Below are 13,843 nucleotides of genomic sequence, written 5' to 3'. Positions count from 1 at the left end.
AAAGGACCAGTCCCGGTAAGCCGGGCTTGGCCTGGCGTCTCATGTCAAACGTTAGGCGGCCCCAAGAATGCCTCGACTCGCCATCACACGAGAAGCACTGATTCCGCTCTTCGCTAAATCTGGAAATGTCTGCGCATTTCCGGGATGCACTCACGAGCTCGTGACAGCGAGGAATCTCTTTGTGGGTCAGGTTTGCCACATTGAGGCAGCGAACCCAGGCGGCCAAAGATACAACCCCTACTCCACAGACGAAGAACGCAGATCCTCAGAAAACCTAATCTTGTTGTGCTATCGGCACCACAAGGAAACAGACGATGTTACGGCGTTCGACGCAAATGCGCTTCGCTCAATGAAGCATCAGCACGAGAGCAAGCATGGACAGAAGCCCTTCAAGGTAAATGAAGCCTTCCTCCATAGACTGGAAGCCGAGATGCTGGCCTACTGGAGCGGCCTGAAAGATGCAAACGAGAGACTTCATGTCGCCCCGGCGTTTGCGGTAAAGCTGAATGTCGGAACAATCGCTGTGGACCATTTCGCGGAGGCGAAGAAGGCGGTCGATCGGCTCTCAGAAATACTGAGTGACTTCGCTGAGGCAGATTCGCTGCTAAATGAAGAGATCCGATCACACCTTTTAGCTCTTGGCTATAACCTCACCGAATACGACAACGTGCCGTATTACAGGAACGCATTCTTCAACCGAAACTGGGAGATACACGCCCTAGCAGCAAACAACATACTCACTGACTTAGTTGTTGTTCTCAAGCAAGCAGAGGTCAGGTTCTTGGAGGAGTACGTGAAAACTCATTCAAACGAAGCTGAGGCAATCGCATTCCTCGAAACTGCAAAGGTAGAGTTGCATGAGATGGCGGTTTCAGCGGGGTACGCCGACTGATCCGCCTAACCGGTCATTGCAGCGGCCTGCCTTCGGCAGCCGCTGAACTCCAACGTTGAACGTCCGCTTTTACTTGTGGATTCAACCGGTCGATGCAACACTCGAAGCCATCGGCAACTCTTGGCCGAATCCTGCTGCGCAGGTTTAGCCTGCTGCTGCCGCCTGGAAGACGATATGGTCCACTGTGTCGACGGCGCGCGCCCCCACGATGAAGCATGCTGTTTCTGCGGTAACGACGTCAGGAAACTCTGCAAGTAGTTCTGTCATCGACAGTTCGCACAATTCCTCGTCATCGTCTGAAGGCTCCTTGCGCGTGACGTATGCCAGCGATAAAACTCCTGTTGAGCCATCCCAAGCGACCCTTGCCTCAATCAGATTCGGCGAACGGTTGCGCTCAACAATCGATGTCGCTGCGTTGATCAGGTGCTCTGGCTTCATGGTCTCCCGCTCGTGAGCGTCAGTCCGATTTGAATGTCTGCTTCTGGCCGCTCTGTGACTGTCACAGAACGACTGTGGATTCAACCGGTCGATGCAACACAATGACCGCCTCTGGCGGAAGGAGTGTTGGCATGAAGCAAAGACCACGGATTTACTACACCGAAGCTCAGAAGGCCCTGATGTGGGATCGCTGGAAAGCTGGCGATACCTTGCACGAGATCGGCAAGCTGTTTGACCGGCCGCACACCTCCATTCACAACATCCTGAGCGCAACGGGTGGCATCCGGCCTGCTGCAAGGCACCGAGCGCACTTGGCGCTGTCTTTGGCCGAACGCGAGGAAATATCGCGCAGCCTGGCCGCCGGTGAATCCATCCGCTGTGTAGCCAGGCGTTTGCAACGCGCAGCGTCCACCATCAGCCGTGAACTCCTGCGCAATGGCGGCAAGACGTGCTACCGGGCAGCCAAAGCCGATGAGGCAGCCTGGGAGCGGGCATGCCGCCCAAAGGCGTGCAAGTTGGCCAGCAACCCAGCGCTGGCTCACATCGTGGCGGTTAAATTGCAGAGCCAGTGGTCACCCGAGCAAATAGCCGGGTGGCTCCAACGAACTTACCCGGACGACAAGGATTTGCAGGTGTCTCACGAAGCCATCTACCGCACGTTATTCGTCCAAACCCGCGGGGCCTTGAAGAAAGAACTGCTGGAGCACTTGCGGCGCACCAGGGGGATGCGTCGCTCACGCCACTACACCCAGAAGACCCCCATCCATGGACGGATCGTCGATGCCGTGCCCATCAGCGAGCGGCCAGCCTGCATCGAGGATCGGGCAGTGCCAGGGCATTGGGAGGGTGACCTGTTGTTCGGCGATGCCTACAGCCAGATTGCGACGCTGGTGGAGCGTCAGACGCGCTACGTGATGCTGGTCAAGTTGGTGGACAAAGACTCCTACACCGTTGCTGCGGCGCTGGCCAGGCATGCACGGACCCTGCCACAAGAGCTCTACCGTTCCTTGACCTGGGACCGGGGATCGGAAATGGCGGGCCACAAACGCTTCACCGTGGCCACCGACATCCAGGTGTACTTCTGCGATCCGCAAAACCCATGGCAGCGCGGAACGAACGAGAACACCAATGGCCTACTGAGGCAGTACCTTCCCAAGGGCATTGACGTCTCGGGCTACTCGCAAGATGAACTGGATGCGATTGCGAGAAAATTGAATGAGAGGCCCAGGAAGACCTTAGGGTACAGAACCCCGGCTGAGATGTTTAACGAATGCGTTGCATCGACCGGTTGAATCCACAACCCAGAGCAGACCTAGCGCATCTTGACTACGACTCTACTAAGCAGACATTCAAATTCAACAGAATTCAATTCGTAGCAACGTGACTCATAAAAGAATGAATAATATCGGCAACAGGATTTGTTATACCGAATTCCGCTTCAACAACGCGGGACGTAGCCCTCGAAGCAGCTTGTAGCTGTCTGATAAAAGCTGGAGCCTCAAGCAACTGTCTGATTGTTTCGTATTCTTTGTGGGGAGGGCAAATCTGTACGTTTACTCCCCCGTGCGCGACCCACCGCAGGAAAGGTGCACAAGTAAGTTCGCGTGAGAGGACGACGGCTATCCCCTCAGCCCACATTTCACGAGGGATAACTGAAAGGTGATTCGGTACTCCGAAGGCTGACTCCTCAATACAAATCCCCACATTGGCATTTCTCAAAACCGCAGGGACCAGCGCCGGATGCACTGCCGGGAGCACGATTGAACGACCAGCTAGAGAAGAGTCGCGCAAAAATTTCAGAGAAGTAAGTACCGAGTCACGGCTTCCATAGCACAAGCCGATATATCCAAACTCGACACCTTCCGAGGCTAGCCGATCAAGCGCTTGCAGGATTTGGATGCTACGTTTGCTTCCACTCTGCTTACCGTAATGCACAATAGTTGGTCGTGGAAGCGCTTTGGGTTTGCTAAGGAGTTGGAAAAGGTCGCGCAACTCAACATCGCCCTGCATTGAGGCAGCTAGCTCAGATCGCACTTGCATGGCAACTGCCTGAAAGTCCGTGTAGTTATCGGACCGGTAGTAATCAGGAAGCGGAAATGCTCGTTCGACAGAACGTATTGCCGTCTCCTTCGCACCCAGGGACATTAGCTTCTCTACAACTTCGTTAGATGACGCGGTAAGAATTAAAGCTGCCTCGCCCAAGCAAGATGAGATCGCTTCGCGTAGATCCGGATGCAACGAAAGCGTATTTAAATCAGAACCACCGTGAACCAGAATCAATGGAAGCTTGTACTTGGACGCCACGGCGGCCGCGACGCTCCCATAGGGCAGGATATACCACCCGATCACAGCGTTATATTCCCGCTCGCGGGCGAGAGAATAGGCGCGACCAAGGAGCCTTTGAGTTCTTAAACCAGATTGCGGGAAATGTTCGAATGCACCGATAGGCTCAGGAGTGATGCGAGTAAATGCGTAAAAGTTAACTAGCTGATGCCCATGCGTTCGCATGGAAGAAGCAATTTCATCGCAATCCGTCAAAAAGTCCACGGAATGACCAAACCGTACAAGTGCTTCAGCAGTCTGAGTCGCGCAATTTCCCGCTCCGCCTTGGAGGGGTAGCCCCTTACTGATAAAAAGAAATTTCATGCCCTAGAACCGCATCGTGTGCAGTCTAGATAGCGTGGAAGCTCTGCTTCAGCATGTCTCGCGTGTACATCAACAAAAAAACGCTTCTTTGCAAGTCCAAGCCTGTCAATTCCAGTGATGTACTCAATTGTTGCCGAGGCCATAAAACAGGCAGTAAGGTTCGGTCCCGGCCCAAATGCAGGACGTACAGGCTCATGAGGAGCGTCGAGAAAAGTCTTCAGGTGCAATTCCACATCAGGCAGCACCCGTGCGTTAAACCGCGACTGACACATATAGCAAGGTGAATAGGACGGTACGAAAAGTGGTCCAATCCAAGGACCAGCCATTGCGAGGTAGGGTACCCGCTGCCGGAGACACGCCTCGCCCACCCATGCGTGGAGTCGAATCGCCGGCGCGTCAGCGCACATCAAAACAAAATCACTATCTTTTAACAGTTCAAAGGCCTGCTCCTCCGAAGAAACAAATTCTCTTACAGGCTCAATCTGGGCCCTTCCATCAAAAGCAAGCAGCCTCTTGGCCAGAGCATCTACCTTCGGTACGCCAATATCCTGCTCTGAAAACAAGAATTGACGAGGGAGATTTGATCGTTCAACTGTGTCACCGTCAACAAGGCGAAGTTGGCGGACACCCGATGCCAGAAGTATTTGCGCAACACTAGCGCCTAGACCGCCGATCCCGACAACTGTCACCTTAGCCTCGAAAAGGCGGTTCTGCATGTCAATTGCAGAATTACCCACTCGTTCGCAAGAGCGAAAGAAAGCAAGTTGATGCTGGAATCGTTCGACATCAAGCGAGCTATCTAGTGCCTTATGGTCACTGTCTTTCAACACTGCCCGCAACAGTCCCTGCGCGAGTAAGGCGCGCAGGAAACCAGATATTGCAATCTGGCTCATCCCCGTTTCCTTGGCCAAAGACTCCAAAAGCTCGGATGGTGCTTTTCTGCGGTTGGCAAGCAATCCCACAATACGAACTTGCGTCGGATCAGTGACTCTAATTTGCCGCCCACGCGCATCGAGAAAAGTGAAAAAACCAATATCTTCTACGACTCGCCAAACAGGGTCGATTTCAACTTCCCCGTTTGACGATTCAAGTATTTCTAGTTGGCGTAGATCGATAAACTCAGTTGAACTGCTTTGCAAACCGCGCCCCGTACTGCTCAGGTAGTTCAACAAACCACCGTTTGGCCTGCTGATTGCCGAGCAGACGAACTACCTCAGCAATACTACTTCTCGCAACCTTCAAGTTTTTAGCAACGGCCGTATTCGGATTTTTCGCCTGCTTTCTCGCAACAATATTGGGTTCAGGCTCGTGATACACGATGCCACCCAAATATCGTTCGCAAAACTCAACATAATCCCTCGTAAAGCAAAGGAAGGTATGCCAATACAAATCCAGCACGCGCAAGTCATTAAAGAACACTACATCGGCATTTGCATCACGGTTCGCACAAAGCCAAAGCCACTTCTTAAGGTCATTGAAAAGTGTTTTGGACTCAGCAGTTGACAATCCATGCTCTTCAGCAAAGTATTTCACCAACCGAGGGTTTTGGTATTTAAGTACCTCTTGCACTGGAGCTAATGATTTTTTAGGCATTATCAAGTCCCCGTTCCTGTGCGATTTTCGGTGCAGCACATTATTGCAAATGACGACTCTTTCAACCAGCGTTCCTTGGTTCGCAAAAGCAGTTCCTCGACTAGCTTGTCACTTGCATCCGGTACTACATTTTTTGTTGCCTTCCGCTTGACAACTGTTTTCTTCGGGTCGATCGATTTTCTTGAATTTGCCATGCATCCCCCCATTCGTGCCACTCGGCACGTGTGAGTATCCTCATGTATTCTTGCAGCTGTGTCAACTTGGCCCTCGCTTCGATCATCATGGGCTGAATCGCCTCGGGTTTGAACTGACCCCCAGAAGTTGGACGAACTTCAAGGGGTTTCATGAAGAAGTACGAGACGGAGTTCAAACTGGCAGTGGTCCAGAGCTTCTTGGCAGGCGAAGGCGGCGCGAAGCTTTTGGCTCGTCGGTGGTCGGTGCCTGAGGAGAAGGTCCGCACCTGGGTGAGCCACTACCGACTGCACGGCATCGACGGCTTGCGCCCCAAGCGCAGCGCGTACAGTGCGCAGTTCAAGCTGCAGGTGCTGGTTCATCAGGATCGAGAGCAGTTCTCCAGCCGCCAGGTCGCAGCGCTCTATGACATCCGCAATCCCAACCAGGTCGTGGTCTGGCGACGCAATCTCGATCAAGGCCGCCTGCAGGCGCGCGCGAGCGGGGAAGAAGAACAGCCCAAGATGAAGCCAAAACGACGTTCTGCAGAACCGTTGAGCACGGTCGTTGCCGATGCGGAGAAAACCCTGCGGGAAGAGAACGACCAACTGCGCGCGGAGGTCGCGTACCTAAAAAAATTGCATGCCTTGATCCGGTCGAAGATGTCAGCTGCGCCGACAAAGCGCGCCTGATTGCCGGGTTGAGGCATGACCATAAACTGGCGGACCTGTTGGAGGTAGCAGGCTTGGCGCGCAGCACGTTCTACTACCAGTGCCAGGCGGCCCAGCGCGTCGACCAACAACGCGCCATGGAGGCCAGAATTCGTACTGTTTATGACGAGCACAAGGGCCGCTACGGATACCGGCGGATCACGGCAGTGCTGTGTAATTCAATGGCGGAGCCGATCAACCACAAGTGCGTGCAGCGTCTGATGCAAAAGATGGGGCTGCGTGCGTTGATCCGGGCGAAGAAGCGCTCCCGGCATATCCCGGGCATGAGTGATGCGCACGTACCCAACGTTCTGCGGCGTGACTTCCACGCGACTGCGCCGAACCAGAAGTGGGCGACCGATGTCACCGAGTTCAATGTACGCGGCCAAAAGCTTTACCTGTCAGCCTGCATGGACCTGTACTGCGGCGAGATCATCTCGTACCGCATGGCACGGCGGCCAGTCTTCGAGCTGGTTTCCGGCACGCTCGAGACAGCGCTCTCGCGCGCCAAGTCCGCCGCTGACCTGATCGTGCACTCCGACCAAGGTTGGCACTACAAGATGCAGCCCTACCGAGCGATGCTGGCGAGTCATGGTGTCAAGCAAAGCATGAGCCGCAAAGGCAACTGCTTCGACAACGCAGCGATTGAAAGCTTCTTCGGCACACTGAAAGCCGAGTACTTCCATCTCGACAAACCCGACAGCATTGATGCGCTCGAAGCGGGCGTGCATGATTACGTCCACTACTACAACCACGAGCGCATCAAGCTCGGGCTGCAAGGGCTCAGCCCGGTGGAGTACCGGCTGAGAAGCACCGCCTGATCGGCGGAATCGTGACCGTCCAACTTCTGGGGGTCAGTTCAATCCCGGGGCGATTCAGATTGCCCGGAGCAGTAAGCCATGAGTTCCGAGTGGCGAGTGGTAATGAGTAACCTTAGACAGCCTACCAGAAAGCAGTCATTTGCGACCGGCTGCTTCTGGCCGATTGATGACGCCCCGCACCCGTTGACTGCCTGTCCTCAACTGGACTCTCAAGGCGCAGCCCCGAAAGTCAGCTTTGCGGTGCTGCGCCCACTGGTAGTTAGGCCCGGCTTTGGCCAGTAGCAGTCCTTCAAGGCATTCCCCCTAAGTGACTGCTTCAGGCTAAAGCGGAGGGTTACCGACGGCTGCTTCACTGCATGCCTGTCCTGGGCTGCGAATTCCAAATACTATGGACGGCACCGCTTCATTCGGCGCCATTCCCAACGGCTCAAGTCTGTCTCGGAAACACTGGACTATTCACTTTCGGATTGACGAGAGATTTGCTCCCCGGTCATCAAAGAAATACCTGAGTAGCGGGACCGTTCGTGGCCTATAGTGCGCTTGCGGAGGCTGCTCGAGCCTTAATTGCGGGGATGGAGCATGGGAAAATTTAGAGTTGCGGTGCAGTTGGATGAAGTTGCTGGTCCGCTGAGAAGCCAGTTCAAGCTGAAGAACTGGACCGCCGAGCATTCCAAGCTGCGCGAGGATGATTCTGACGATGCCCTGTACGAAACAGGGCTGCTGATCCACGCCAAAGCAAATCACATTCGCCAAGAGCTGAAGATCACGTTCTCGAGCAACTTTCGCCCGACGACGAAGGTGCGCGCGTTCGCTGCGATCGTCAACTACAACATGATGATGATTCGGGAGCACACGAGGTCGGAGATTAAGAAGATCGCCAGAGAGCACAAGGAAGATCATCCCAACGAGCCGGTCATGCTCCACGACATCGCGGGCGTGAAGCTCAGCATGCCCTACGGGGCGCGGTTCAGCCCAGACGAAATGGTGCAGAGCTTGGTGGATGGCGTGCAAGTGCCATTGAAGAGGATTCTGGAGCGCGGGCCTTCAATGGCCGGCAATGCAGAGTTTGGAAAACTGAACTTCGACGACCTCCGGGCCGACTTCTTCCTTGGCAGCGTGTATGCGTCTTTGGAGGCCCTTTGGGACGACTGTCTTTGGAACGGCTATGTGCGCAGTGGTTCGCTGCCCCACTTGGAGTTTGCGAGCGATGACGAGGCATGGCTGGTCCGCGAAGTTGTCGGTAGGACGAGGAAGAACAGCCTCGCAAGAGAGTTCGCAGCCTATTCGGTAGATCTGCAAAAGACCCTGCCGCACGAGCAGCTCAGGTTGACCGATGTGAAGGCGCTATTGAAGGAAGGACGCAAGCAAAAGCTGCAGCTGACGCCTATCAACCTGGAATCGGAAGAGGCGAGCTGGCTGTTGACGATGAGGGCCTACGCTAGCGAGCCTTACTACTCAGAGCTGTTACATGAGCCACAAGCCCAGCTCAAAGGGGCAACCGTCAATGAACTCATGACGGCCTGGTCGATCGTCAGCAGGACGGGATATCTGCTCCAGGACGCATTGAGCAAGAAGGTCTTTCCAAAGCCGGAGGAAGCCAAGACCTGGTTGCCCGACTTCGCACCTGTTCTTCAGATGGAAGCACTGGTGACCGCCGTCACCGATGCTTGCGGGACCTCGCGTGAGCGCAGCCAGGCTCTGGTCGTTTTCTTGATCTTTCACGGCAGCCCCGAACAGGAGATGTGGGCGCAGCCGCTGCTTCCTGCCAGTGAGAGCACAGTGATCCCCGTATTCGCGACCACTTCGTCACCAAACCTGCGACGGCTGGTTGACGTATGGCTCCGGCAGCTTGGCGTGGACCTGAGTCTTCGAGGCACCGCCTTTGAGTCCTACATCCGGGGCGAGCTTGCTCACTACATGGCCCGCTCTCCCTTGTTGGCCGGGACTTCGAAATGCTTAGGCCAAGGCTTGACCTTCACGCCGCCTGAGGGGCGATCTGAAGAGATTGATCTTGTTGCAATCGTGGGTCATATCGTGCTGATCGGCGAAGCCAAGTGCTTCCTTGAGCCCACGGAGCCGAAAGAGATCGCTCGGCACAGGCACAAGGTCTTGGACGCGGTTGCACAGGTCAAGCGAAAGGCCGTCGCGGTGGAGCAAAACAAGGCAGCATTTCGCGCGCGAGCAGCGCAGGTTGGCCTCGATCTCCCTGAAGAGTATGAGGTACTTCCACTTGTCGTCCTTAACGCACCGTTCCACGCGGGGATCGCTGTCGACAACGTGCCGGTGGTCGACGAATACATTCTCAGTGTGTTCTTCCGGGGAGAGTTGGTTCAGGTCGCGGTCAAGGAGTCTAACTCGGATTTCACCCCAATTCGAAAGCGCGTGCTCTACGGCTCAGCCAAAGAGGGCGCCCTTGCGCTTAGGGCAGTCATGATGGCTCCGCCTCAGATGGAGCCGCTTCTTGCCGGTGTGAGCCGGCGATGGGTGCCGGTCCTGCCGGCCAATGAGGGGGACTGGACGGGCGCGTACCGCGCCCTGGACTGCCATCCTAATGTCGACCTTTCTTTCCTTGACGGAGTAAGCCTTGATGCCCAGCCGGGCGGTTCCGCCTAGGCGCGTGCGCGCGTTCTGGGAGTTCACCTTCAGGCGCGAGCGCCGTGCTTTCGGCAGGCGAGCTGAGCGAGGCCGCTCGCTGGCCGCCTGGACGGCTGCAATGGGTCGGATTGAGACGGTCGCCTAGCGGCCAGAAACGGTTTTTTTGGCCGATTGACGTCGGCGTCAACTCAAGGCTGATGTGAGAAATTCGCGGTCCAATTCGCGTAAGAAATAGCATTTAATACTATTTCTAAAACAAAATCCAATCATTCAAACTGAGCCGCTGCTGGCCGCTACCCGCTGCTGAATCCATCCATGGACGGCGGCCTCCGACCAGGAAGTCGCACGCGGCCCAACCTTGATCGAGCGCGGGAACACCCCATCACGCATCTGTTGGTAAATCACGGAGCGGCCCAAGCCGGTCAGCCGCTGCACCTCGGGCAGGCGCAGCAGCCGGTCATGCCGATCCGATGCTGGCCCGGATGGCGGTGCCAAGCCCTGCCCCAGCAGATTGAGCGCCTCCTGCAGCAAATGCGCGGCACGCATGGCCCGATCGCCGTCCAAGCCGCCATCCGCCTGTGCAAGCTGGAACTGCTTCTGACCGTCTGAAATCCTGGCACGCATGGGGTATCTCCTTGCAGGAACCGCGACAGCATCCATTGCCATCGCCCACAGTCCATAGCGTGCCGAGAACGGTCATGACTGCCAACCTGCCGCAGCAAGGTGAAGCGTGTTCATGCGGGCTTACATCGCCGTCATACTGGCTTCGGGGCGAAGACCTTAGGCTTATCGACGCGTCTGAATCCCCGATCTCCGGCCATGAAAGCTTCCAGCATGTACGGGATCAGTGTGGCAGCATCCACCGCTTCGCCATACGCCTGCGCGTGCATCGCCGCGTAGCGGTCGAGGTCGGCCTTCAGGCTGGCAAGGCATGTGAAGGTCAGCTTGGTGCTCTCTGTCTTGGGCAGAGGGCCGAGGCGGAGCTTTTTTGCGGTGCTCATCGGATACCTCCGCGCTGATAGAAGAGTGGCTGGTACGGACGAAGGGCCAAGTCTTTCGCCACAATGATCCGAACCGGCAAGCCTGGCCGCGCCGTCAGCGTCGGTTGGATGTTCATGTTGCGCCGGGTCATCTCTTGGCCCACCTGGTTGATGCTGTCCTGCGCGCTGTCGCGCCCGGAGATGACGATCCGGTTGCCGTTCTGCCGGTTCTCCGGCGCAGCCAGCTCGGCGCCCACGCCCAGAAAGGTGGTCAGAGCCGCGCCGGCCAGGATGCGGCCCCAGTGCCGATCCACTCCATCCTCCAGCCCGGCATAACCGGCCGGGTCGGTGCCCACCAAGCTGTCGAGCGTCAGCGAAGACGTGTCGGGCAGGATGATGCGGTTCCACACCATCTGCACCCGGCTCTGCCCGAAACTCACCTGGCTGTTGTACTTGCCCAGGATGCGCGAGCCCTGCGGGATCAACAGGAAGCGCCCGGTGGCTGAGTCGTAGACCGGCTCCGTCACCGTGGCGATCACATCGCCTGGCAGGTCTGACTTGATGCCTGTCACCAGCGCCGCCGCGATCACCGTCCCGGCCATCACCTGGTATGGCGAAGCGGGCATCTGGAGATTCCCGGAATTGCGGGTTTCCGCAGAGCCATCTTTCAGAAACGCTTCTTTCTGCTCCTGCCGGTTCTGCGCAGCCATTGGGTCCGCAGGTTGGGCCGCCGTCGAGGCCGGCCCGGCTGCCAGCGGGTCGAATCCCGCCAAGGCGCTGCCGGCCGAAGCCGCCGGGATTGCGACTGCGGCAGGTGACACAGCCCTGCCCTGCTGCCCCGAGCGGAAGAACACCGATGAAGCCGCGGCCGCTTCAGCTTCCTTGCGCAAGGCGTCCTCGGGATCATGGCCTGGCGGCATGTAGGTGGGTTGCTGCGAAGCCACAATGGCAGGGCCAAGATCACCCGGCAGCGGCGGCCCTAGCTCCGGCACCTTCGGCAGCTTGGAGTAGTCCGAAGGCAGGCCATCCAGCCCTTCGGACTTCGAGATGCGATCCACGTTGTACAGCTCGTTTTGCTCGCCCGCACCACGCCGATGCGGCTGCAATGACCAAATCGTAGCCCCGAGCACGGCGACCGACAGGCCGCCCGTGAGCATGGCCAAGGTGCGCCGGTTCAGGCGCGTGACCGGGTGCGGTTGAGCGCGCAGCGCCACCGCCTCGGGCGCGACCTTGCCCGCCGAAGGCGTGGCAAGTTCAGGGGAATCGTCTTGCTGCATGTTCAATTCCTCCGCACGCCATCGGTGCGCTCGATCCGCACCACATCGCTCTTGCCACCACCGAGGCGTAGTTCGGCCGCACCAAACAGCCGATCCACGATGTAGTACGGCGAACGGAAGCGGTAGTTCACCAGCTGCCCATCGCCCTGCGTGCCGATCACGAACAGCGGCGGCAGCTCGCCTTGGGCGATGCCCGGCGGAAACTGGATGTAGACCTTCTCGCCGTCATCAAAGGCGCGCAGCGGCTTCCACGGCGGATTGCTGCCGCTGACCGCATAGCGAAAGCGGATCTTCTCCAGCGACAGCCCTGACTCCACCGGTGCGGCGGCACTGGCCGCCTGCGCCTGGCGCTGCAGGGCCAGCATCTTGTCCTTGGGGTACTCCCAGGACACCGACGCCATCCAGGTCTTCTCGGTCGAGGTCAACTCCAGCAGGTAGGTGCGCCGGCTGGTGGTGATGACGAGATTGGTCTTGAGGCCCGAACGGATCGGCTTGACCATGACGTTCACCCGCAAGTCCGCGCCGGAACCGCTGGACGTGTCGCCCACGATCCAGCGCACGGTGTCACCAGCCGCCACCGTCACCAGTTCCTCGCCCGGCTGCAAGGCAATTACCGTCACGCGCCCCACGGCCGCATAGACCTGGTACAGCGCGCCATCGGTGAAGGGCCATACCTGGATCGCATTGATGTAGCCCTCGCGTGTGGGCGCAATGCGAGCCTCGGCATTGGCGCGGACAACGCGCAGCGTTTCGTCCTTGGGTTCGGCAGCAGGCATCGCTTCGCCCGTCTCAGGCAAGGGCTTCATCTGCGCCGGCATCGGCAGCACCTGTGGCACCGTCACGACCTCCACCGGCTTCGGAGCCTCCGGCAGCGGCTGGGCCTGCACCAGCTCATCGAGCGAAATCCGCGGCGGCGACTTGCCCTGCGAAGCGCAGCCTGCCAACAAGACGGCTGATGCCAGCAAGATCACCGGCAAGGCGGATTTACGGAAAACATCATTCATGGCTTTGCTCCTTCATTCGCTTCCAGTTCGCGACTCCACGACAGCCCGTTGACGTAGATACCCAGCGGGTTCTTGCGCACGCGCTGCTCGGTGCGCGGGGTTTGCAGCACCGTCGAAATCACCGCGTTCCAGCGTTCAGTGCTATCCAGCGCACCGTTCACAAAACGCGTCTCCGTCCAGCGCACGTTGAACGAGGTGTCGCTGGCACGGGTCACGCTGCTGACCTGCACCGTCACCGATTCCTTGCCAATGTGCGAGAACGGGTCGTTGGTGCGGGCGTACTCGTTAAGCACGACCGCGCCCTTGTCGGTCGTGTAGTCGTAGGCGTCTAGCCAGTTCTGCCGCACCACGATGGGGTCGATGGACAGCGAGCGCACCAGGCCTATGAAGCGGCCCAGGTGGTACGCCACCTGCGCATCGCTGGGTTGGTACGGCGTGGCGGCCTCTCCCACAGCGCGCACCTGGCCCGCGTTGTCCACCTCGATGACGTAGGGTGTGACGATGGACTGCGCGGAACGCCAGACCAGGCCGCCGGCCATCAGCACGGCCAAGGTGAGGCAGCCGAAGGCCATGAAGCGCCAGTTCTTCGCCTGCACGCGGGCCGAGCCGATACGCTCGTCCCACACCTGGGCCGCTGATTGGTACGGGGTGGCAGGCTGCGGCGTATCGGCGTAGCGCACCTGCGGTCGTTTGAATCGCATAGGGTTTCTCCTTGG

Annotated in this window: 13 protein-coding genes; 4 read left to right on the top strand and 9 right to left on the bottom strand. The window is 57.8% G+C overall.

The features are described 5' to 3' along the window. The first annotated feature begins 67 nt into the window (after positions 1-67). Positions 68-892 (top strand): hypothetical protein, encoded by an 825-nt coding sequence (locus ACYVKR_RS10510; RefSeq protein WP_460480834.1) that lies wholly within the window; start codon positions 68-70, stop codon positions 890-892. Between the two features lie 144 nt (positions 893-1,036). Here the strand turns inward: ACYVKR_RS10510 and ACYVKR_RS10505 are convergent, their stop codons facing one another. Continuing rightward, positions 1,037-1,330, bottom strand: a complete 294-nt coding sequence (locus tag ACYVKR_RS10505; RefSeq protein WP_460480832.1) for a hypothetical protein — start codon at positions 1,328-1,330, stop codon at positions 1,037-1,039. Between the two features lie 131 nt (positions 1,331-1,461). Between ACYVKR_RS10505 and ACYVKR_RS10500 the strand changes: the two genes are divergently transcribed. After that, positions 1,462-2,622, top strand: coding sequence for an IS30 family transposase (locus tag ACYVKR_RS10500; protein WP_460480831.1), 1,161 nt, complete (start codon positions 1,462-1,464; stop codon positions 2,620-2,622). 73 nt (positions 2,623-2,695) lie between these two features. Here ACYVKR_RS10500 and ACYVKR_RS10495 read toward each other — a convergent pair whose 3' ends face one another. The 3 genes from ACYVKR_RS10495 to ACYVKR_RS10485 are packed head-to-tail and all read right to left on the bottom strand — an operon-like array spanning position 2,696 to position 5,569. After that, the gene (locus tag ACYVKR_RS10495) at positions 2,696-3,976 is read right to left on the bottom strand and encodes a glycosyltransferase family protein (protein WP_460480830.1); all 1,281 of its coding nucleotides are present in this window, start codon (positions 3,974-3,976) and stop codon (positions 2,696-2,698) included. Further along, positions 3,973-5,145 carry a ThiF family adenylyltransferase gene (locus ACYVKR_RS10490; protein WP_460480829.1) on the bottom strand — a complete coding sequence of 391 codons (1,173 nt, stop codon included), beginning with the start codon at positions 5,143-5,145 and terminating at the stop codon, positions 3,973-3,975. Before ACYVKR_RS10490 ends, ACYVKR_RS10495 begins: the two co-directional genes overlap by 4 nt. Beyond that, positions 5,096-5,569: a glycine-rich domain-containing protein gene (locus ACYVKR_RS10485; protein WP_460480828.1), complete on the bottom strand. Its 474-nt coding sequence runs from the start codon at positions 5,567-5,569 to the stop codon at positions 5,096-5,098. The genes ACYVKR_RS10490 and ACYVKR_RS10485 overlap by 50 nt, the downstream gene beginning before the upstream one ends. Positions 5,570-5,913: 344 nt before the next feature. Between ACYVKR_RS10485 and ACYVKR_RS10480 the strand changes: the two genes are divergently transcribed. Both ACYVKR_RS10480 and ACYVKR_RS10475 read left to right on the top strand, forming a co-directional pair. Beyond that, positions 5,914-7,271, top strand: a protein-coding gene (locus ACYVKR_RS10480) for an IS3 family transposase (protein ID WP_460480827.1) whose coding sequence is annotated in 2 segments (ribosomal slippage) — positions 5,914-6,379 and positions 6,379-7,271 — 1,359 coding nt in all. Because the reading frame shifts where the segments join, the coding sequence is not laid out codon by codon here. 579 nt (positions 7,272-7,850) lie between these two features. Then, positions 7,851-9,884: a hypothetical protein gene (locus ACYVKR_RS10475; protein ID WP_460480826.1), complete on the top strand. Its 2,034-nt coding sequence runs from the start codon at positions 7,851-7,853 to the stop codon at positions 9,882-9,884. 252 nt (positions 9,885-10,136) lie between these two features. On the opposite strand, the gene ACYVKR_RS10470 is transcribed toward ACYVKR_RS10475, so the two are convergent. The 5 genes from ACYVKR_RS10470 to trbF all read right to left on the bottom strand — a co-directional run bounded on the left by ACYVKR_RS10470 (position 10,137) and on the right by trbF (position 13,828). Continuing rightward, positions 10,137-10,490, bottom strand: a complete 354-nt coding sequence (locus ACYVKR_RS10470) for a helix-turn-helix transcriptional regulator (protein ID WP_460480825.1) — start codon at positions 10,488-10,490, stop codon at positions 10,137-10,139. Between the two features lie 131 nt (positions 10,491-10,621). Beyond that, positions 10,622-10,867: a DUF2274 domain-containing protein gene (locus ACYVKR_RS10465; protein WP_395026082.1), complete on the bottom strand. Its 246-nt coding sequence runs from the start codon at positions 10,865-10,867 to the stop codon at positions 10,622-10,624. Further along, positions 10,864-12,123: a TraB/TrbI/VirB10 family type IV secretion system protein gene (locus ACYVKR_RS10460; RefSeq protein ID WP_460480824.1), complete on the bottom strand. Its 1,260-nt coding sequence runs from the start codon at positions 12,121-12,123 to the stop codon at positions 10,864-10,866. Before ACYVKR_RS10460 ends, ACYVKR_RS10465 begins: the two co-directional genes overlap by 4 nt. 2 nt (positions 12,124-12,125) lie before the next feature. Continuing rightward, a complete protein-coding gene (trbG, locus tag ACYVKR_RS10455; protein ID WP_460480823.1) occupies positions 12,126-13,127 on the bottom strand; it encodes a TrbG/VirB9 family P-type conjugative transfer protein in 1,002 nt (333 codons plus the stop codon). Continuing rightward, positions 13,124-13,828: a VirB8 family type IV secretion system protein gene (trbF, locus tag ACYVKR_RS10450; protein ID WP_460480821.1), complete on the bottom strand. Its 705-nt coding sequence runs from the start codon at positions 13,826-13,828 to the stop codon at positions 13,124-13,126. Before trbF ends, trbG begins: the two co-directional genes overlap by 4 nt. Positions 13,829-13,843 lie beyond the last annotated feature (15 nt).

The sequence above is a fragment of the Comamonas humi genome (assembly GCF_054782535.1).
The sequence above is the reverse complement of the archived record's forward strand: the minus strand, read 5'-3'. Positions and strand labels throughout refer to the sequence as shown.